Source organism: Sinomicrobium halophytocola, assembly GCF_052983395.1.
The window spans coordinates 100,193-120,326 of sequence record NZ_JBRKIT010000023.1 but is presented as its reverse complement, the minus strand read 5'-3'; the positions used below and the strand labels follow the sequence as shown (position 1 = coordinate 120,326).

18 protein-coding genes are annotated in these 20,134 nt (G+C 42.2%); 11 read left to right on the top strand and 7 right to left on the bottom strand.

The features are described from left to right. Positions 1-436: 436 nt before the first annotated feature. Entirely contained in the window at positions 437-2,014 is a 1,578-nt protein-coding gene (locus ACVBDY_RS07820) for a SulP family inorganic anion transporter (protein ID WP_447174910.1), read from the top strand. A 55-nt stretch (positions 2,015-2,069) separates the two neighbouring features. Here ACVBDY_RS07820 and ACVBDY_RS07815 read toward each other — a convergent pair whose 3' ends face one another. Then, positions 2,070-2,708, bottom strand: coding sequence for a class I SAM-dependent methyltransferase (locus ACVBDY_RS07815; RefSeq protein WP_447174909.1), 639 nt, complete (start codon positions 2,706-2,708; stop codon positions 2,070-2,072). Positions 2,709-2,963: 255 nt separating this feature from the next. On the opposite strand from ACVBDY_RS07815, the gene ACVBDY_RS07810 reads away from it, so the two are divergent. Further along, on the top strand, positions 2,964-4,703 hold the full coding sequence (locus ACVBDY_RS07810) for a M14 family metallopeptidase (protein ID WP_447174908.1): 1,740 nt from the start codon (positions 2,964-2,966) through the stop codon (positions 4,701-4,703). A gap of 39 nt (positions 4,704-4,742) precedes the next feature. Here ACVBDY_RS07810 and ACVBDY_RS07805 read toward each other — a convergent pair whose 3' ends face one another. The 3 genes from ACVBDY_RS07805 to ACVBDY_RS07795 form a co-directional block, all read right to left on the bottom strand. Beyond that, on the bottom strand, positions 4,743-6,581 hold the full coding sequence (locus ACVBDY_RS07805) for an ABC transporter ATP-binding protein (RefSeq protein ID WP_447174907.1): 1,839 nt from the start codon (positions 6,579-6,581) through the stop codon (positions 4,743-4,745). An 86-nt stretch (positions 6,582-6,667) separates the two neighbouring features. Next, the gene (locus ACVBDY_RS07800) at positions 6,668-6,958 is read right to left on the bottom strand and encodes a hypothetical protein (RefSeq protein ID WP_447174906.1); all 291 of its coding nucleotides are present in this window, start codon (positions 6,956-6,958) and stop codon (positions 6,668-6,670) included. Positions 6,959-7,057: 99 nt separating this feature from the next. Further along, a complete protein-coding gene (locus ACVBDY_RS07795; protein ID WP_447174905.1) occupies positions 7,058-7,645 on the bottom strand; it encodes an NUDIX hydrolase in 588 nt (195 codons plus the stop codon). 8 nt (positions 7,646-7,653) lie between these two features. On the opposite strand from ACVBDY_RS07795, the gene pyrE reads away from it, so the two are divergent. Both pyrE and ACVBDY_RS07785 read left to right on the top strand, forming a co-directional pair. Continuing rightward, entirely contained in the window at positions 7,654-8,307 is a 654-nt protein-coding gene (pyrE, locus tag ACVBDY_RS07790) for an orotate phosphoribosyltransferase (RefSeq protein WP_447174904.1), read from the top strand. An 81-nt stretch (positions 8,308-8,388) separates the two neighbouring features. Then, on the top strand, positions 8,389-8,781 hold the full coding sequence (locus ACVBDY_RS07785) for an SRPBCC family protein (protein ID WP_447174903.1): 393 nt from the start codon (positions 8,389-8,391) through the stop codon (positions 8,779-8,781). Between the two features lie 87 nt (positions 8,782-8,868). Here ACVBDY_RS07785 and ACVBDY_RS07780 read toward each other — a convergent pair whose 3' ends face one another. Further along, on the bottom strand, positions 8,869-9,600 hold the full coding sequence (locus ACVBDY_RS07780) for a biotin--[acetyl-CoA-carboxylase] ligase (protein WP_447174902.1): 732 nt from the start codon (positions 9,598-9,600) through the stop codon (positions 8,869-8,871). Between the two features lie 179 nt (positions 9,601-9,779). Here ACVBDY_RS07780 and rsfS point away from each other — a divergent pair, with 179 nt between their 5' ends. The 6 genes from rsfS to ACVBDY_RS07750 all read left to right on the top strand — a co-directional run bounded on the left by rsfS (position 9,780) and on the right by ACVBDY_RS07750 (position 14,722). After that, positions 9,780-10,151 carry a ribosome silencing factor gene (gene rsfS, locus ACVBDY_RS07775; protein ID WP_447174901.1) on the top strand — a complete coding sequence of 124 codons (372 nt, stop codon included), beginning with the start codon at positions 9,780-9,782 and terminating at the stop codon, positions 10,149-10,151. 30 nt (positions 10,152-10,181) lie between these two features. Further along, entirely contained in the window at positions 10,182-12,122 is a 1,941-nt protein-coding gene (ftsH, locus tag ACVBDY_RS07770) for an ATP-dependent zinc metalloprotease FtsH (protein ID WP_447174900.1), read from the top strand. Between the two features lie 147 nt (positions 12,123-12,269). Beyond that, positions 12,270-12,878, top strand: a complete 609-nt coding sequence (locus ACVBDY_RS07765) for an LUD domain-containing protein (RefSeq protein ID WP_447174899.1) — start codon at positions 12,270-12,272, stop codon at positions 12,876-12,878. A 1-nt stretch (position 12,879) separates the two neighbouring features. Further along, positions 12,880-13,692, top strand: a complete 813-nt coding sequence (locus ACVBDY_RS07760; protein ID WP_447174898.1) for a phosphatidate cytidylyltransferase — start codon at positions 12,880-12,882, stop codon at positions 13,690-13,692. Next, entirely contained in the window at positions 13,682-14,347 is a 666-nt protein-coding gene (locus tag ACVBDY_RS07755) for a phosphatidylserine decarboxylase family protein (RefSeq protein ID WP_447174897.1), read from the top strand. The genes ACVBDY_RS07760 and ACVBDY_RS07755 overlap by 11 nt, the downstream gene beginning before the upstream one ends. Positions 14,348-14,458: 111 nt before the next feature. Next, positions 14,459-14,722 (top strand): acyl-CoA-binding protein, encoded by a 264-nt coding sequence (locus tag ACVBDY_RS07750; RefSeq protein WP_447174917.1) that lies wholly within the window; start codon positions 14,459-14,461, stop codon positions 14,720-14,722. Between the two features lie 578 nt (positions 14,723-15,300). On the opposite strand, the gene ACVBDY_RS07745 is transcribed toward ACVBDY_RS07750, so the two are convergent. Next, positions 15,301-16,596, bottom strand: coding sequence for an OmpA family protein (locus ACVBDY_RS07745; RefSeq protein ID WP_447174896.1), 1,296 nt, complete (start codon positions 16,594-16,596; stop codon positions 15,301-15,303). Between the two features lie 266 nt (positions 16,597-16,862). After that, complete coding sequence (locus ACVBDY_RS07740) at positions 16,863-19,502, bottom strand: valine--tRNA ligase (protein ID WP_447174895.1); 2,640 nt, start codon at positions 19,500-19,502, stop codon at positions 16,863-16,865. A 228-nt stretch (positions 19,503-19,730) separates the two neighbouring features. Between ACVBDY_RS07740 and ACVBDY_RS07735 the strand changes: the two genes are divergently transcribed. After that, on the top strand, positions 19,731-20,117 hold the full coding sequence (locus ACVBDY_RS07735) for a DUF1573 domain-containing protein (protein WP_447174894.1): 387 nt from the start codon (positions 19,731-19,733) through the stop codon (positions 20,115-20,117). Positions 20,118-20,134: the final 17 nt, after the last annotated feature.

Sequence of the window (20,134 nt, the reverse complement as noted above, 5' to 3'; positions counted from 1 at the left end):
TTTAGACCAAAAAAACATCAGTGCTCCCATAACCGAAAAAATACACCATGTTCACAAGGCCGGAGTTTCGTTAAAAATATCTATTCCTTTAATATAATACACCTTACATACCACAACATTAACCGGTTAAAATTAGCAACCCTATCAAAATCCGGGTTCTTTATTAACTACTATACAAAAATTCATCTTAACATAAATTTTTGTTAACCTCTCATAGTTCTCACTCTTATTAAAAGTATTACTTTTGCCACTTCATTTATGAAACACAGAGCAACTACATACTTCAAAACCCTTACGCCGCCTTGATAGCGGGGACATGCTCAGCATAATGCCGCTCTCTGTCTTTGGGAAACCGGCTCTTTTTTATATACCATACATTTTATTATTATTCAACACAGGTTAGTTATATACTTATCTACTATTTATAATTATTGCTATGAAGAAAATATTCAATTTATTTGATCTTTCGCAAAAGGTAAACTATAAAACCGAGATTCTCTCCGGTCTCACCGTAGCCCTTGCCCTTGTACCCGAAGCCATTGCGTTTGCCATGATTGCCGGCTTTTCTCCTCTTGTAGGATTGTATGCTGCCTTTACCATGGGGCTTATAACTTCCATACTCGGCGGCCGTCCGGGGATGATATCCGGGGCTACCGGGGCCGTTGCCGTGGTATTCGTAGGACTTATTGTAAAATTACAGGAAATGAATCCGGGTATAGACGCCGAAGGTATCCTCCAATATGTATTTGCTACTGTTATTCTGGCAGGATTAATACAAATAGCGGCCGGGATATTCCGTTTGGGCAAATTCATCCGGTTGGTACCTCATTCCGTTATGTTCGGTTTTGTAAACGGCCTGGCTATAATCATATTCACCGCACAATTTTCAAGTTTTTATCAGAAAGGGAGTACCGAACTCCTTCAGGGGCCGGCCATGCTGGTTATGCTGGGGCTGGTTTTGCTCACTATGTTTATTATATGGGGCTTACCCAAACTCACCAAGGCAGTACCTTCATCTTTGGTTGCTATTATTGTGGTTTCCGCCCTGGTTATAGGTCTTAATATAGAAACCACCACTGTGGCCGACACACTTAAAGAAGGTGAGACTATCAAAGGCGGGTTTCCTCCACTGACCATACCCAATATTCCGTTTACCTGGGAAACCTTAATGCTTATCCTCCCCTATTCCGCCATTGTTGCCGGTGTAGGTATGATAGAAAGCCTGCTTAGCCTGAGCCTTATCGACGAAATTACCGAAACCCGCGGCCGGGGAAACAAAGAATGTGTGGCACAGGGAACGGCCAATATTGTTTCCGGTTTCTTTTCCGGTATGGGTGGTTGTGCCATGCTGGGGCAAAGCCTTATCAACATTTCCTCCGGGGCAAGGGCAAGGTTGTCCGGTATTGTAGCTTCCGTAGGATTGCTGTGCTTTATCATGTTCGGTTCCAGCCTTATCGAAAGGCTTCCTATGGCCGCCCTGGTAGGCGTTATGTTTATGGTAGCCATAGGCACTTTTGAATGGGCCAGTTTAAAAACATTTAAAAAAATGCCGGCTTCCGATGTTATTGTCATGGTACTGGTAACCCTCATCACCGTTATTACGCATAACCTGGCTGTCGCCGTGCTTATCGGGGTGGTACTTTCTGCCCTGGCTTACTCCTGGGAAAATGCCAAACGGATTCGTGCCCGGAAATACGTAGACGAAAACGGGGTGAAACATTATGAAATATTCGGTCCCCTGTTTTTTGGTTCTATACAAGGTTTTGCCGATAAATTTGACGTGCTCAACGACCCGCAGGAAGTAGTTATTGACTTTGCCGAAAGCCGGATTGCGGACATGTCGGCCATAGAAGCGCTAAACGCGGTAACCAAACGCTATGCAAAAAGAGGGAAAACCGTACGCCTGCGACATCTCAGTAAAGACTGCCGCAGACTGCTGCAAAATGCCGAAGCCATTATTGATGTGAATATAATGGAAGATCCGAGTTACAAAGTTATGGTTAACAGGATATAATTTCCTTATCAGAATATGCTAATTGGATAATTGGTCAATTATCCAATTAGCATGTTTAATTCCCGAAAACAATCAACCTCCCCTCCACGGTTAGCCGGGAAAATCCCAACGCTTCTTTAATCCATCGTAAGGTTTCTTCACTATAAATAAATACATGTGTAGGGTCGTTTTTATAATTCCAGCCGTGAAAATCTTTTGTACCGTCATATAAATTTGTCATACAATACAGTTTTCCTCCCGGAAGCAAGAGGGATTTCAGCAATCGGAACTCCCGGAAAGGCTTCTGAAAATGTTCTATAACCTCGCAACAAACTATATAATCATAGCCTTCTTTCAGTAGGTTTTCGTTCCTGGCAAAAAAAGGATCGTACTGCACTATATTATAGCCCTCATCTTCCAGGACTTTGGAGATCACCGGACCTGTACCGGAACCAAAATCCAGTCCGCGGCGGTGTTTGTCAAAATCATGCAGTACGGATGACGTAATTGGGGAGACAAATTGCTGGTAGTGTTTATCAAAAACATCGTTGTTGTGTTCTTCATAGCGGGATTTTTCCGCATCGCTGTCCACATAGGTGCTTCTTGCCCGGAAAAGGCCCCGGCAACGCCGGCAGGAATAAAACTCATGGTTCTTTCGGTAAAACAAACTTACATTTTCACTACTGCACAGCGGGCAGTGTCTAAGGTTGTCCATGGTATTATTGTCTTTTCGGATCCCATTACAAAGGTATCGGAATTTATCAGGCAGAAACAAAACCCTGTTTTTCTGTAGGAGTGTACATACCGGAAAATACACAATCTGTTAAATTAAAAGTGTTTTGCTATTTTTCATCCTTTCCTGTTTAACAGCCTCATGCCAAATTTAGTATATTCGTGCAGTTCATTCCACGGGCTTCGGAAGAAACCCTTGAATTGCCAATCGTAACGTCTAAACCGAAACTATTTGCTCATGAAGCGCTATTTTATTTGCTTTTTACTCTTTGTGACGGCATGCAACACCGTAGATACGGAAGAAGAACAGGAGTTCGTAACCTTGTTCGAGACTTCCGGTGGTGAAAAAACCGCCGAATACGAGGAAGTGATGGCCTATTATATGAAACTGGCCAGGACTTTCCCCGATATTGCCCTCCAGACCATGGGAGACACAGATAGTGGCCACCCGCTGCATATTGTGACTTATAACCCGGAAGGGAGTTTTAATTTCAACCGGATACGGGAAGATAAACGTATTGTTTTAATCCTAAATGGTATCCACCCTGGCGAAAGTGATGGTATTGATGCTACCATGATGCTTTTGAGGGATTATGCGAAGGGTAAACTTACGCCCCCGGAAAATACGGTTATCGTAGCCGTTCCTGTATATAATATAGGTGGGGCCCTCAACAGGAACAGCCATACGAGGGCCAACCAGAACGGCCCGGAAGCTTACGGCTTTCGCGGCAATGCCCAAAACTATGACCTCAATCGCGATTTTATAAAATCGGATTCCAAAAACGCCAGGGCATTTGCCGAAATTTTCCACCTGGTAAAACCTGATGTGTTTATAGACACGCATGTAAGCAACGGAGCGGATTATCAATATACGCTCACGCATCTGTTCACCCAGCACAACAAACTGGGGGGAGAACTCGGTAAATACCTGCACCGGGAAATGATGCCGCAACTGGAAGAAAACCTGGCAGACAAGGACTGGCACATTACTCCTTATGTTAATGTCTTTAACCGGGTTCCGGAAAGCGGCTTTTCCCAGTTTATGGACCACCCGAGATATTCCACCGGGTACACAACCTTGTGGAACACCCTGGGCATGATGGTGGAAACCCATATGCTGAAACCGTATAAACAGCGAGTGGAAGGTACCTACCAATTGCTGAAGGATATGGTGGAGATTACCGAAAAGGATCATGACAAGATAAAAGAACTACGGGAACAAGCTTTTGCGTATTATGCGGAAGCAGACACTTACCCGGTGCAGTGGACGATAGATTCCACTAAAGTATCTACCCTGCAATTCCGGGGGTATGAGGCCGATACACTTATCAGTGAAGTTACCGGTTTCCCCAGGTTAAAATACGACCGGAACAGGCCATTTACCAAACCGGTTTCGTATAACGATTATTTTAAACCGTCCAAAGAAGTTTCCGTTCCCAAAGCTTACATCATACCTAAACAATGGTGGCAAATCATAGAACTTTTACAGGCCAACCAAATAGAATTACAACCTCTTACCCGCGATACGCTTATGGAAATAGAGGTTTACCGCATCGAAGATTTCCAAACCCGGACTTCCGCCTTCGAAGGGCACTACCTGCATTATAACACCTCCGTTAGTTCCCGCACGGAGAAAAAGCAGTTCCTGAAAGGAGATTATATGGTAAAAACCGATCAACCTTCAATACGTTATCTTTTGGAAACACTGGAACCGGAAGCCTCGGATTCGTTTTTTAACTGGAATTTTTTTGATGCGATACTGCAACAAAAGGAGCATTTTTCTCCTTATGTATTTGAAGATATAGCATTAGAAATCCTGAATGAGAACCCGCAACTGAAAAGCGAATTCGAATCGGCAAAGGCCAGAGACTCCTTGTTTGCGGGTAACTGGTATGAGCAACTGAACTGGGTGTACGAACATTCCCCTTATTACGAAAAGGCGCACCGGCAATATCCCGTATACCGGGTCAAAGGCTAATATTCATATAAATCCACTCCTTTTCCGTATGACACCTACCTAATTATACCCGACGGCCTGTAACGCAAACAACTCTGCGTACAGGCCGTTGTTATCCATAAGCGATTCGTGTGTTCCGTATTCCAGTACTTTGCCGTCTTTAAGCACTACAATGGTATCGGCCAGCCGTACTGTACTGAACCGATGTGAAATTATTATGGCGGTCTTCTCTTCAGTAAGTCCTATGAACCGCTGAAAGGCTTCATACTCTGCCCGGGCATCCAGTGCAGACGTAGGCTCGTCCAGGATAGCAATTTTAGCATCTTTCATATATGCCCTGGCCAGCGCTATTTTTTGCCATTGTCCACCGGAGAGGTCCAGTCCGTCCGTAAACCTGCGTCCTAGTTTCTGATCGTATTTTCCGGGAAGGGAAGCGATAACCTGGTCGGCCAGGCTTTGCTCGGCAGCGTTAAATATCCGGTCATGATTATGTACTTCTTCTATATTACCCACAGCTATATTTTCTCCTGCCGAAAAATTATACTTTACAAAATCCTGGAAGATCACTCCGAAAAGTCCCTGGTATGCTTCTTTGGAAAATTCCCGGACATCGGTTCCGTCCAGTAATATTTGTCCTTTTACCGGCTCGTAAAACCGGAGGGCAAGTTTTATGAGCGTGGTCTTCCCTGCGCCGTTCTCCCCTACAAAGGCCAGTTTCCGGTTCGCGGGAACTTTAAAACTCACTCCTTTCAGCACATATTCTTCCCTTCCCGGGTATTTAAACCACACATCCACAAACTCCAGCCCCTGGTGAATAACATCCGGAACGGGGATCGTTGTTCCCGGATCATCGGAAGCAGTTTCCAGATCCAGAAAATCAAAATAGTCTTTTAAGTACAGGGAGCTTTCCGTAATCTGGCTGAACCGAAAAAAAATGTTCTGCAACTGGCTTCGCAACCGGTTAAAGGACCCGGAAAGGAAGGTGAGATCACCAACCGTAAGCACACCTGCAACCACACGGATAATGATCAGTACGAAGGCACCGTAATAAGAGAATACCCCCAGCATATTAAAAGCCCCTCCCCACAGGTTCCTCCGGATGGCAAGCCTACGGGTTACTTTATAATAAGCGTCCGAAAGTTTCTTAAAACGGTCTGCTATATACGCCGTAAGACCGAACAACTTTACCTCTTTGGCCGTAATGTCACTGGCACCTACATAACGCAGGTCATCCAGTTCCCGCCGTTCGGTCGTCCAGCCACGTGCAAGGGAATAGCTTTTCTGGCTGAACTTTATTTCGTTGAGGAAGGCCGGTATAACCGCGAGGATGAGAAGTGCTATAAGCCAAGGCTCGAATACGGTAAGGGCTGTTATCAGGGAAATCACCGTGATACTGTCCTGCAACTGGGCCATAATATTGGACATCAGCGATACTCTTCCCACAGTTTGCCGGCGTGCTCTTTCGAGTTTATCATAAAAGTCGGCATCTTCCAATTGACTCAGTTCAATTTCCGCGGTTTTATTGATGATTTCTACGGATGATTTATTGGAATAAAGGTCTCCTATTAACGTATCTGTCAGGTTTGTAGCCCTGCTGATCAGGTCGGAAATCACTGCCAGCCCCAGTTCTATGGCAACCAATACCCAAAGTCTCCCGAAATCCTTATCGGTAGCATCGATTTGCAGAACAACTTCATCCAATATTAACTTGCCGACCCACAAGAGAAGCACCGGAATGGCCGAATTGACAATACGGGCCAGTATATTGGCATAAAAAAACCCGGGAGACACCTCACGTATCTTCCCGAAAAATCTCGGAAGATACTGGAGGGAACCCAGGCGTTCTTTCCACCCTATTTTAGATGTACCGGAATCGGTAATGGACTTTTTCTGAGGCATGCTTTTATGTTTTACCCGATAAATTTAGGGTTTTTGACCATCTTGCCTTCGACATCCGTTACTTTTTATCCGGCAAACCGGATCATCTATTGTTTTTTCCAGGGTTTTCTGTTCTTGTATTTAGGACCGGTGAGGTCGTCCCTCTTCTTTCGTGTAACCACTTTTTGGGTCGTCTCTTCCTTTTGCCATATTTTACTGTTTTTGGCTTTGGGCCCCGTTACAGTCTCTCTTTCGGGAGTATGGTACACTTTTATGTCCTTAAACTCTTTGTTCCACACTTTTTTATTCTTGACTTTTGGTCCGGTGTCAGCACTCTGCTGACCGTAAGAAACAGACATAACAAGTGCCGCACACATTAAAATTAATGTATTTTTCATGATTTCTGTTTTTTGTGTATACTGCAAAAATAAATATTAAAAAACAGGTTTTTACTAAAAAATACATAAAATTTAACCCTGAAAATGAGAATATGCCTATTAAATAGAAAACAAGGACTTTATGTTTGCATACGAATTTTGAAGTGCTTCGGATACCTCTTCAGGGCTCTTCCATTCGACCTTTTCGATACCCTCTTCGCATTGCGCTTTAAACTTTCCTGTAAAGGTACTGCTCATAGCATACCAATAGGTCTCTTTTAGCTTATAAACACCATTTCTTTTGAAAATATGGTAAGTCTTTTGTAATAAAGGTCCGAGCTTTAATTTTTTGATACCGGTTTCCTCTTCCACTTCTCTTATTGCCGCTTCCTCAATAGACTCTTTTTTTTCCAGCTTGCCTTTAGGCAGGTCCCATTTTCCATTTCTGTAAATAAACAGTACTTCGTTTTTCGCATTGGTCACCAACCCTCCGGCAGCTACCACAAGTGGCAGTTTTTCCAGGAGTTTCTGCAGCAACTGTTCCTCTTGCGGATAGTATAAATGGGCTGATTCCATTTCCCCTTTATTGAGTTGCCTTATAACTTCTTCTATACTTACACTTTCCAGTAAAAACGATTTATGTTTTACCTCTTTCGTAAGTATATTTGTTAAAATAATTGGATAATCATTTACAAAAACTTCATACATTTGTCACCATGGTTTTAGACAAAAATACCGCTAAGAAAACAGCAGAACTTTTGTTGCAAATTAATGCAATAAAATTGAATCCTAAAAATCCTTTTACATGGGCTTCGGGATGGAAATCACCTATTTATTGTGACAACAGGATCTCCTTATCTTTTCCACCTATCCGCAACTTCATCCGCGAAAACATGGCAAAGCAGATCGAGGAACATTACGGTAGGCCCGATGTTATTGCCGGAGTAGCTACCGGAGCCATTGGGATAGGCATACTGGTAGCGGAATCCCTGGGACTCCCTTTCGTATATGTGAGACCGGAGCCAAAAAATCACGGGAGACAAAACCAGATAGAGGGATTTCTGGATCATGCCCAAAACGTTGTGGTGGTGGAAGACCTTATCAGCACCGGAAAAAGTAGTCTCAATGCGGTAGAAGCACTCAGGGAACAGGGTGCGAATGTTAAAGGCATGATCGCTATTTTCTCTTACGGATTTGATATTGCCGTCAAGAATTTCGAAGAAAAACAGGTGCACCTCACCACCTTGAGCAACTATGAATACCTGCTGGAACAAGCGAAGGAAACCAACTATATCAGTGAAAGCGAACACCATACCCTGAAGGAATGGCGGACCAATCCGGCAGAATGGAAATCGACAGCGGTAAAATAGTTTTTTTCGGGAAAACACTATAATCGTAAGGACGGCACATAATTTGCATACAAAACATATTTACACTAACACAACTTGCACATGCATATAGAAAGTCCGAAAACAACAGTAAATAAATCTCAGGAAGAACTTTTTTATTTCCTCTCCGACGTAAAAAATTTTGAAACACTGATGCCGGAAAACACCAGTATGTTTGAAGTACTGACCGAAAAAAAATTCGCTTTCGCACTCAAAGGAATGCCGGAAATAACTCTGGACATAAAAGAGAAGAACGAGTTTGACCGTATAGTTCTCGGATCCGGCAGTAGTAAACTATCTTTTACATTAACGGCAGACATCCAGACGATAGAAACCGACAAAAGTGAAGTAACCCTTATCTTCGAAGGCGAATTCAATGCTATGATGGGAATGATGATAAAAGGCCCTATAACCAACTTTATCGGCACCCTTACGGAGAATATGGGGAAGTTGTGAAAAAGCTGGAAGCCGGAAGCACGGAGTACGAAGTTGTATATCCGGAGAATTATTTTACTCCATGCTTCGTGCTCCGTGCTTCCGGCTTCAATACAACAGCTTCACTTCTTTCAGGTCATATTCCTTTTGTATTTCATCTTCCTGCCTTATAATCAGCTTCCCTGTTTCCGAGATACCTTTGATAAACCCCATAAACAATACGCCTTCGCTATCGGTAAAAGTTGACGGCTTGTCCCGGCGAAAAAGACTTCCCTCATACTGAGATTTTAATTCCTCAAGATTGCGGTCTACCAAAAATTTCTCGCTGATCTGCAACTCCTTTACTATTTGATGCATCAGTTCGTCGAGATTGTATGTAACTCCTGTAATAAGCTTTAACGAACCGGCATTGGGCAACCCGTTGAAATTTGTCTGGTTGACATTGAGCCCCATACCTATGACAGCCGCATTCAGCTCCCCCTTTTTTATAATACTTTCAATAAGAACCCCGCACACCTTCTGGTTAGCTGACAAAATGTCGTTAGGCCATTTAATTTTCAGTCGCGGTACACCGAATTTTTTCAGGGCACGGACAATAGCCAGCGATGTGGCCATACTCAGGCAGAATATTTCTTCTTTACGGATACAGGATATCTTCTTGTATACACTAAATGTCAGGTTTTTACCGGACTCCGAGCTCCACGATGTTCCCATCTGCCCCCTCCCCATGGTTTGCTCTCGTGTAACAACCACCGTATAATCCTGTAAAATCCCCGAAGTACTTAATTCTTTTAAATAAGAATTCGTAGAATCAATGGCATTAAGTTTGATAATATGCATACGGAATACAAATGTTCTGTTAAATAGAATAGTTAAAGAAACAAAAAAGTAATAACTTTGCGAAAATAACCAATATCCGAAGGCCTCGCCTCTGGCAATTAGGCAAAACGGGCGGGATAGCTTACATCATATGTAAGACAGTATGAGGCCCGGATGCAAATTTAAACACATGAAAGTTAATGGCAAAAAAGAATAGTAGCGCAGATCAACTCATTGCAATAATCTTGAAAGGGATAGAGGATGTTAAAGGAAAGGATATAAATATACTGGATTTAAGAGAGATTGAGAACACGGTTTGTGACTACTTCATCATCTGCAACGGTACTTCCAATACCCAGGTAAATGCCATCGTAAATTCCATCCAGAAAACAGTAAGTAAGGAAATCAAAGATAAGCCATGGCATGTAGAAGGTACGGACAATGCCGAATGGGTACTCATGGACTACGTAAACGTAGTAGTACATGTTTTCCAGAAGCACATTCGCGAATACTACGACATTGAAGGTCTTTGGGGTGATGCAAAAGTGACCGCCGTTCCAACCGATTATTAATGAATATTTTTAGACAAAGACAAATAATTAATGGCAAAAGACAACCCGAATAATAAAAAACCGAGATTCAGTTCGTACTGGATTTATGCAATCATTTTGTTTGTGATTATCGGAGTTAACCTGTTTTCAGGGGGAAGTAGCTGGCAAAAACTTACAGCCACCACCCCTTCCGAATTACAGGAATTTCTCAAAAACGGTGACGTAGAAAAAGTACTTATTATTACCAATACAAGACAGGCCAAGGTATTTCTTAACAAAGATGCTATGGCCAAGGAAGTGCATAAAGACGTAGGAGACAACTCCCTGCTTCCTGCTTCCGGATCTTCTCCTCAATACGAGGTGAAATTCGGTGATCTTCAGAATTTTGAGAACGAAATAAAAAAGACTATAAAGGACAACAACCTGCCAACCGTCATCGGTTATGACCAGGAGTCCAACCTTTTCGGAGATTTTATCATTACCCTGCTGCCTTTCATTCTTATCATAGGGATATGGATATTCCTGATGCGCAGAATGGCGGGAGGCGGCGCCGGAGGTGCCGGCGGACAGATCTTCAATATAGGTAAATCCAAAGCAAGACTTTTCGACGAAAAGACAGAGACCAAAGTAACTTTCAAAGATGTTGCCGGTCTCGAAGGAGCTAAAGAAGAAGTCCAGGAAATTGTGGAATTCCTTAGAAATCCTGACAAATACACCTCTCTCGGAGGAAAAATCCCTAAAGGAGCTCTGCTCGTCGGGTCACCTGGTACTGGTAAAACCCTTCTTGCCAAAGCTGTTGCAGGAGAGGCTAAAGTACCTTTCTTCTCCCTTTCCGGTTCCGATTTTGTGGAAATGTTCGTCGGCGTGGGTGCATCCAGGGTAAGAGACCTGTTTAAACAGGCTAAGGACAAATCGCCTGCTATCATCTTTATCGATGAGATCGATGCCATCGGAAGGGCCAGGGGGAAAAATAATTTCACCGGTTCCAACGACGAACGCGAAAATACCCTGAACCAACTGTTAACGGAAATGGACGGTTTTGACACCAACACAAATGTTATTGTCCTTGCCGCTACCAACCGTGCTGATGTTCTGGATAAAGCGCTTATGCGCGCAGGAAGGTTTGACAGACAGATTTTCGTGGACCTTCCGGACATCAGGGAACGAAAAGAAATTTTTGAAGTCCACCTCAGACCTATAAAAACATCAGAGGCTCTTGACCTGGAATTCCTGGCCAAGCAAACCCCCGGTTTTTCCGGAGCGGATATCGCCAATGTGTGTAACGAAGCGGCCCTTATTGCTGCACGAAAAGGCAAAAAAGCGGTAGACAAACAAGACTTCCTGGATGCCGTAGATCGTATCATAGGTGGTCTGGAGAAGAAAAACAAGATCATAACCCCGGAAGAGAAAAAAACCATAGCCTTCCACGAAGCCGGTCATGCCACCGTAAGCTGGATGCTGGAACATGCCGCTCCTCTGGTAAAAGTAACTATTGTTCCAAGAGGTCAGTCCCTCGGTGCTGCCTGGTATCTCCCCGAAGAACGTCTGATCGTTCGTCCGGAGCAAATGCTGGATGAAATGTGTGCTGCATTAGGAGGACGGGCTGCAGAAAAAGTAATATTCGGTAAGATCTCCACAGGCGCTCTCAGCGACCTGGAAAAGGTAACCAAACAAGCTAAAGCCATGGTGACCATCTACGGACTTAACGACAAGATAGGAAACCTGACTTATTACGATTCCAGCGGACAGAGCGAATATGGTTTTACCAAACCCTATAGTGAAGAGACCGCCATAGTCATAGACCAGGAGATCTCCAACATCATAGAAGAGCAATATACAAGAGCCGTAAAGTTGCTGTCCGAAAACAAGGACAAGCTAACGGAACTCGCGGATAGACTGCTTGAAAAAGAGGTTATCTTTAAAGATGATCTTGAGAGAATTTTCGGCAGACGTCCTTATCAAAAAGAGGAAGAAGGAATTATAGAAAAGTAATCTTCAACCAAAATATTTCTACCCCTGCCGGCTTGAGAACAACAAGCCGGCAATGTTGTTTTAAATAACAGGTAAAGCAAGGATTTCTCAAAGAATATTTTTAACTTTACATAAAAATAAAAGGCACTTTTTTCCGTTGAATATTGAATGAAGCTATTTAAGAAGATTTTAGACATTATAAACAAACCGCATCCTGACGACGATCCTATTGCGGAAAGAGGTAAGTTTATGCCTAATATTGATCTTCCCGTAGACGAAAAATTCACCATTAACTTTAAAAAGAACGGAGGTAAATTTATTTATTGCGACTCTATCGAAGAAATTTACGAAAGTTTTCAAAGTATACTTACAGAGAATAACTGGAATGATAAAAAAATATTCTGTATAAACGCCAAACTAAAAGAAAAGTTTGAAAAACTCGGGGGGGAGTTTTCCTCCAGCTTTCAGGGAAGTTCCGCTTTTATAACTACTTGCGAAAACCTCGTTGCTGATAATGGGGCTATACTCATCAGTTCCAATCAAATAGGAGAGCTCAAACTGCACGACCTTCCGGATAATTTAATACTTTTCGCCACCACCAGCCAACTCGTAAATACTATAGGAGAAGGCCTGAGGGGCATTAAAAATAAAAACAAGGACCATATACCAACCAACATCACTACAATAAAACACTTCAATATACAGGGAGAAAAGAACTTTCTTAACTACGGAAGTAATTCAAAAAACCTATATTTGCTCCTTCTCGAAGATTTGTAGAATGAAAGACCTTCTCACTCGTTCCATTACGGGAATCCTTTATGTATTCCTGTTGTTGTCGGCAGTGTTTTTAAGCAGTGATGCCTTTGATTTCCTCTTCCTGTCTTTCGGGTTGATATGCATCTATGAATTTAAAAAACTCATTAAGCTAAGCGGTTATTATATTTTCATTGCCTTCCTGTTACTATGGTGGCTGTTTGTACACCTCGTACAAAGGGAAGCAGCGATCTTTTTTCTGCTCTCCATTACCCTTGTGGTGAACTTTTTTTTAATTGCCTTCCTTTATTCCGGTAAGCAATTGAAGAATATACAGGAGCTACATAAATTTATCATCACGCTCTTTTATATAGGGGCCGGATGTATTTTCCTGACCATGATCCCCTATCACAATCACAATAATCCTTTTGCCAAGTTCGTAATAATTGGTATTTTTATATTAATATGGATAAATGATACCTTTGCATATCTGGTAGGAAGAAGTATAGGACGAACGAAGCTATTTCCCAGCATATCCCCTAACAAAACCATAGAGGGTTTCATTGGGGGAATGATTTTCTCTCTGGTAGCGGCATATATAATTGCGCTGTACAACAAGGATCTCAGTACTGTACAATGGATCATTCTTTCGCTGGTAGTGGTAACCACAGGGACCCTGGGGGATCTTATAGAATCCAAATTCAAACGGCTTGCAGGAGTAAAAGACAGCGGAGCCATACTACCGGGGCACGGAGGCCTGCTTGATCGGTTAGACAGCATTATATTCCTTGCTCCTTTTACATATTTGACTTTACAACTTTTTATCTATGTTTCATAAAGAAGGACATAAAATCATCATCATTACCTTTTTGGTTGTCGTTGGTATTATCCTGCTTGCAGAATATTTTATTCCTGTAGTATGGTTACAATTTCCCGTACAAGTTGCCGCTATTATACTGCTGTTTCTTATACTCCAGTTTTTCCGAAACCCGAAACGAAAGGCATCACAAAATGATGATTATATCATTGCCCCGGTAGATGGCAAAGTTGTAGTTATAGAAGAAGTTTACGAAAAAGAGTATTTTAAAGACAAAAGAATACAGGTTTCCATATTCATGTCCCCCATAAATGTCCATGTGACCCGCTACGCGCTGGGAGGTGAAGTAGTTTACAGCAAGTACCATCCCGGAAAATACCTGGTAGCCTGGCACCCGAAATCATCAGAAGAGAACGAAAGGACCTCTGTAGTGGTTAAGAATGCGGTTTGGGGAGAAGTAATGTACAAACAAATAGCAGGTGCCATGGCCAAGCGCATCGTTAATTACGCTGCAGAAGGCTCTTTAGCTGTTCAAGGTGCTGATGCCGGCTTTATCAAATTTGGCTCCCGTGTAGACCTTTTATTACCTTTAGATACTAAAATAAAAATAAACCTTCACCAAAAGGTCAAGGGAGGGATTGATATTATAGCAGAAAAGCCGACTACCTCACAGTAGACCCATAAGACATCAGATAAAAAAATTTGACCGCAAACGTCGAAACATCTCGAATCTCACTTAGTGAGTAAAAAGTCAAATCAAACAGTATTGCTACAATTAATTGTCAAAATGACCGAAGAAGCATTAAATAAAGCTTTTGAAGAGGCTGTCGAACTCGTTAATAGCTATACCGAACCTCTACCCGCAGATTTCCTTTTACGGCTCTATGCGTATTACAAAATAGCGAACAAGAATTACGACAACCCAGGGAGCCGAAAACCTCTAATCAACGCATTTAAGGCTAATGCCCTTTTTCAGGCCAGGAACATAACGGAAAGAGAGGCAAAAGAAAAATATATAGCACTGGTGATGGCTCAGTTAAAAGAGGAATAAAAAGAGCATTTTAACACGTCAATCAATGAAAACGCCTTATTTTTCCTTTCTGCCACTCTCCACATAATCAAATACCTCATCTATGCTATGCATAATTAATTCCCTTTTGAAGTATTTTTGAAATACAATTAATCTTCCCGACAATTTCATATAATCCAAAGGAGAGTCCTCAAATCAGATTTAAAAGTCTGTGGTATTGCATGTAGTGCAGGTGGTTTTGACATGACTTATATCTACCCATAGCTAGAAGGCGCACTAATCCATTTGATTATAATAATGTCGGTATTCAGGTACCGATTATTAGTTTCTTCATAAGAGCATTAGCATCGGGTACTTCTCCCGCTCTATTTGTTGGAAGCTTAAACGCCTAATAACTAGAAGAAAAAATACACTTCTATACCTAATAGCATTGAATAAAAGCACTTTTTACAGAGTATCAGATCTTCATATACGACCATTTTCAATTCGAACGATTGCTAAACTGTTTGTTAACATCCATCAAGGCTTTATAGAATCTGGAAAAAGAAAACCGCCGGGGATTGCCCGGCGGTTTGTCTATTATCTTATTTAAGATTTTATTACTTCAATTTGAAAGTAACTCTTCTCACGATTTGACGTGCATTAGCAGAGCTCTTATCTACAGTGTCATCTACACCCATTCCTTTATAAGAAAGTCTGGATTCCTGAACACCTGAAGCAACCAGTATGTCATATACTGCTTTTGCTCTTCTTTCGGAAAGGGAACTATTAAATTCTCCATCTCCTCCGATCTCGTCAGCATATCCAAGCAATTCAGCTTGTGCAGACTGATTCTCGTTCATGTACTTAATCAGGTAATTGATCGCGTCGAAAGAATATACGGCTGGTTTGCTGCTGGAGAATCCGAAGTATACATTTACGTATCCGTCGTTCAGTAATTTCTTCACAGGGTCTCCACCACCTTGAAGACCATCCAGGCTTTCTTTGGAAGCGTAACGCATGTCAAGAGAACTCTCCAGATCATCCGGAATTCCGTTTTCGTTCAGATCATTTGCTTTACCGTATCGGTCAACAGATACTCCTGTAGGAGTGTTCGGCTCTTGATCGAGATAATCCGGCACACCGTCTCTGTCAGTATCCTGAAGCATCGCCTCAATATCGTCTACACGAACTGCAAGGTTATCCAATGCTTCGTTCTCTCTCAAATACCAGTCAGCATGTTGTTTTGCTTTTCCAAGATAGAACGAAATACCAACAGTTGCATTAAGCATGATACCGTCAAAACCACGCACTGAACTTTTTCTCGTACCATCAAACGTATAATTCTGACGACTGTGTGCTAATGTGGTAAAATCGGCATTCAACACTACCCGGTCACTGAGTTTTACCTGTCCTGTCAAACCAGCGATCCAGTTCATCATCTGATCGTGATCATCAGAGATAGGTCCCTGATCGGGACGCAATTGAGAGTATCCTGCTCCGGCATGTCCCAAAAGGTTAAAAGTCTTGGTCCACGTTTCCCAGTTCATGATCCTACCCAAGTTAGCAACTCCCTGCAAACTTACCCGGTAGTAATTGGTTTCGAAATCATTGGAATCTTCATCACTTTGAAAATTGTCATAACCGAAATCCAGTTTCAAACCGAATTTTTCGTTGAACATGTATCGAGCACCAAGATCGAGATGAAGAAAGTCAGGAGTGTTGGTGAAATATCCTCCAGCTAAAGGTCTGGCTGGCTTATTAACACCTCCGTTAACCTCAATAGACCATTTATTAAAATTGTCCTGAGCCATGACATCTGTAGTCTCCGATTCCTCGGAAGTATTCATCTCCTGCGCAGTCATACCTGTAGCAAATAATCCCACACAAAGCGATGTAAACATTAATTTTTTCATAATCATAATCAAGTGTTTAGTAAAAAAATTTTCTTAAATACTGTTTCCTAAATATACAAATGTTAGTGCGAATGTAATACAGTTTTCTCAAAATTTAATAACTTTTTTCATCTTTTTTTGACATACTGCCCTTTCGATAACGTCAATAAAAAAGCACAACTGCAAATAAATAACTGTATATCAAAACATTACCATTTACAAAGTGTTAAATTACATAATTCGCAATATACAATATATTACAAACACAGAAAGAAGGAATTTTCTTATTAAATATTTAGATTTGATAAACTTTCCTTTATTGTAGTGATTTTAGCAATTGCATCCGCTTCCTTTTGCCTCTCTACAGCCACCACCTTTTCCGGGGCGTTGTTCACAAAACGTTCGTTAGCCAGTTTTCCTCTTACCGATTTGAGAAACCCTTCTACATAAGACAATTCTTCCCGGAGCTTCCTGATCTCACTTTCCACATCTACCGAACCTGCTACAGGGATAAAGTATTCATTTACCCCTACACGGAAAGACATACTGCCCTCGACCTTTTCCACCTTACAATGAATTCCGGTAATGTTTCCCAGTTTTTTTATCACCTCATCCAGGCCATCCGAAAAATCAGATCCGTCTCCGGTGGTATAGAGTTCTAATTCATCTTTAAAAGGGATGTTTTTATCCTTTCTAACCGTCCGGATTCCGGATATAACTTCGGTAATCACAGAAAAGCCTTCAAGGAGTGACTCGTTTAGTTTTTCGGGTTTCGGCCAGGTTGATACGATCAATGCCTCATCCCGGTTTCTGTTCTCCATATGTTGCCATATTTCCTCAGACAGGAATGGCATGAAAGGATGCAATATTTTGAGGTTCTCTTCGAAAAGCGCTATAACCTGTTCATAAGTATCTTTACTTATAGGCATACCATAGGCCGGTTTTACCATTTCCAGAAACCAGGAACAGAAATCATCCCAAATGAGTTTATAGGTTGCCATCAGGGCGTCCGATATCCTGTATTTAGCAAAGTGATCTTCAATTTCTGCCAGTGTTTGCCCCAATTTTGAACTGTACCAACGTACTGCCACTTCCGAAACTTTGGTAGGTGCGGCAGTATCCGAGATTTCCCACCCTTTTACCAGGCGAAAAGCATTCCATATTTTATTTGCAAAACCTCTACCCTGCTGACAAAGGGCCTCGTCAAACAGTAAATCGTTCCCTGCTGCAGAACTGAGCAACAACCCAACCCTAACTCCGTCTGCACCGTAATCGGAAATAAGTTTGAGAGCATCAGGTGAATTCCCCAGAGATTTTGACATTTTCCTCCGTTGGCTATCTCTTACCAGTCCGGTGAGGTATACATTAGTAAAAGGCTTTTCATCCCGGTACTCATAGCCGGACATGATCATCCTCGCCACCCAGAAAAACAGGATATCCGGTCCGGTCACCAGATCATTCGTGGGATAGTAATACCTGATTTCCTCGTTTTCCGGATCTAATATCCCTCCGAACACGCTCATTGGCCACAGCCAGGAAGAAAACCAGGTATCCAGTACATCCGGATCCTGAATAATATCCGAAAGACCCAGAGATGCATTACCCGATTTTTCACGGGCAAGTTTCAAAGCCTCTTTTTCATTCTCGGCAACAACAAAATCCTCTTTACCTGCTCCGTAATAATAGGCAGGTACCTGTTGCCCCCACCATAATTGCCGGGAAATATTCCAATCCCGGATGTTTTCCATCCAGTGCCTGTATGTATTTTCAAACTTTTTCGGGAAAAGCTTTATTTCATTATCTTCCAGGACAGCTTTTAATGCGGGCTTTGCCAGCTCCTCCATCCTTAAAAACCATTGATCGGAAAGCCTGGGCTCTATAACCGCCTTGGTTCTTTCGGAAGTTCCCACCTTATTGACATGAGTTTCTGTTTTTACCAGGTATCCCTTGTCTTCCAGTTCCCGTGCTATTTCTTTTCGAACCACAAAACGGTCCTTACCTTCGTAATGAAGTCCGTAATGATTGAGCGAAGCATCTTCATTAAAAATATCGATCACTTCCAGTCCGTGTTTATCCCCCAGGTTCTTATCATTAACATCATGTGCCGGGGTTACTTTAAGACATCCCGTCCCAAATTCCATATCCACATATTCATCTTCGATTATAGGTATGACGCGGTTACAAATAGGCACTATAACTTTTTTCCCTTTCAGATGGGCATAACGTTCATCATTCGGATTGATGCAAACAGCAGTATCCCCGAGTATGGTTTCCGGGCGGGTAGTAGCAATAATTACTTTTTCATCCTCACCTTCAATCGTATATGCCAGATAGTAGAGGAGTCCTTGTCTTTCCTCGTGAATAACTTCCTCATCGGACAGGGTAGTCTTCGCTTCCGGGTCCCAGTTCACCATACGATACCCTCTATAAATAAGCCCTTTGTTATATAAATCTACAAATATCTTTATCACAGAAGCTGACATATCGTCATCCATGGTAAACTTGGTGCGATCCCAATCACAGGAAGCTCCCAGTTTTTTTAATTGCTCCAGAATAATTCCGCCATGTTCACGGGTCCATTCCCAGGCCTGCTCCAGGAATTCTTCCCTGCTGAGGTCGGACTTTTTAATGCCTTTTTCCTTCAGTCTACCTACAACTTTAGCTTCCGTAGCTATAGAAGCGTGGTCTGTTCCGGGAACCCAGCAAGCATTAAAACCTTTGAGGCGCGCCCTGCGTATCAAAACATCCTGTATGGTGTTATTGAGCATATGTCCCATATGCAACACACCCGTAACATTAGGAGGGGGAATTACAATAGTATAAGGTTCTCTTTCATCGGGTTCCGAATGGAAATAACCGTTTTCTAACCAGTATTCATACCATTTTCCCTCTACTTTTGCAGCGTCGTATTTTGATGGAATATTCATTTTTTGGAACGATTTTTGACTTTAATTGGCAAAAGTAGTTATATCTGCAGGATTATAAAAGCCCGTCAATCAAAGAAAATGACGGCTAAAGGGTATTCACCCGACAAGTAAATAGGGTGATAAATTTTGCAGAAGAAGAAAAAGTGTTTATTTTTAGCGCTTGTTACAAACTTAAAAGTTACAAAAACAGGTTGTTTTCTCAGGAAAACGACCACAAATTCAAAGCTTATGAAAAAGTTAGCATTGTTTCTGTTCGTAAGTACGTTTGCCCTGGCCGTACACGCACAAGAAAAAGTAGCGAAAATCGATTTTAAGGAAGACACCATAGACTACGGGGAAATCGCCCAGGGAAGTAACGGCCTGCGCGTTTTTGAATTTACCAATACCGGGAATGCCCCGTTGGTTATTTCAAACGTATCCAGCTCTTGCGGATGTACGGTACCAAAATGGACTTCAAACCCTGTGCAACCGGGGGAAAAAGGGACCATTGAAGTAAAATACGACACAAAAAGAGTAGGCCCTATCCGAAAAACCGTAACCGTGTCTTCCAATGCAGAAACACCAACTATTGCCTTAAAGATTAAAGGTAAAGTACTGGGAGGGAACAGCAAATAATATCACTATTTCCTTTA

Bases quoted from the DNA above. Each gene is read 5' to 3' on its own strand.
- ACVBDY_RS07820 (WP_447174910.1), top strand. From the start codon at position 437: ATGAAGAAAATATTCAATTTATTTGATCTTTCGCAAAAGGTAAACTAT.
- ACVBDY_RS07815 (WP_447174909.1), bottom strand. From the start codon at position 2,708: ATGGACAACCTTAGACACTGCCCGCTGTGCAGTAGTGAAAATGTAAGT.
- ACVBDY_RS07810 (WP_447174908.1), top strand. From the start codon at position 2,964: ATGAAGCGCTATTTTATTTGCTTTTTACTCTTTGTGACGGCATGCAAC.
- ACVBDY_RS07805 (WP_447174907.1), bottom strand. From the start codon at position 6,581: ATGCCTCAGAAAAAGTCCATTACCGATTCCGGTACATCTAAAATAGGG.
- ACVBDY_RS07800 (WP_447174906.1), bottom strand. From the start codon at position 6,958: ATGAAAAATACATTAATTTTAATGTGTGCGGCACTTGTTATGTCTGTT.
- ACVBDY_RS07795 (WP_447174905.1), bottom strand. From the start codon at position 7,645: ATGTATGAAGTTTTTGTAAATGATTATCCAATTATTTTAACAAATATA.
- pyrE (WP_447174904.1), top strand. From the start codon at position 7,654: ATGGTTTTAGACAAAAATACCGCTAAGAAAACAGCAGAACTTTTGTTG.
- ACVBDY_RS07785 (WP_447174903.1), top strand. From the start codon at position 8,389: ATGCATATAGAAAGTCCGAAAACAACAGTAAATAAATCTCAGGAAGAA.
- ACVBDY_RS07780 (WP_447174902.1), bottom strand. From the start codon at position 9,600: ATGCATATTATCAAACTTAATGCCATTGATTCTACGAATTCTTATTTA.
- rsfS (WP_447174901.1), top strand. From the start codon at position 9,780: ATGGCAAAAAAGAATAGTAGCGCAGATCAACTCATTGCAATAATCTTG.
- ftsH (WP_447174900.1), top strand. From the start codon at position 10,182: ATGGCAAAAGACAACCCGAATAATAAAAAACCGAGATTCAGTTCGTAC.
- ACVBDY_RS07765 (WP_447174899.1), top strand. From the start codon at position 12,270: ATGAAGCTATTTAAGAAGATTTTAGACATTATAAACAAACCGCATCCT.
- ACVBDY_RS07760 (WP_447174898.1), top strand. From the start codon at position 12,880: ATGAAAGACCTTCTCACTCGTTCCATTACGGGAATCCTTTATGTATTC.
- ACVBDY_RS07755 (WP_447174897.1), top strand. From the start codon at position 13,682: ATGTTTCATAAAGAAGGACATAAAATCATCATCATTACCTTTTTGGTT.
- ACVBDY_RS07750 (WP_447174917.1), top strand. From the start codon at position 14,459: ATGACCGAAGAAGCATTAAATAAAGCTTTTGAAGAGGCTGTCGAACTC.
- ACVBDY_RS07745 (WP_447174896.1), bottom strand. From the start codon at position 16,596: ATGAAAAAATTAATGTTTACATCGCTTTGTGTGGGATTATTTGCTACA.
- ACVBDY_RS07740 (WP_447174895.1), bottom strand. From the start codon at position 19,502: ATGAATATTCCATCAAAATACGACGCTGCAAAAGTAGAGGGAAAATGG.
- ACVBDY_RS07735 (WP_447174894.1), top strand. From the start codon at position 19,731: ATGAAAAAGTTAGCATTGTTTCTGTTCGTAAGTACGTTTGCCCTGGCC.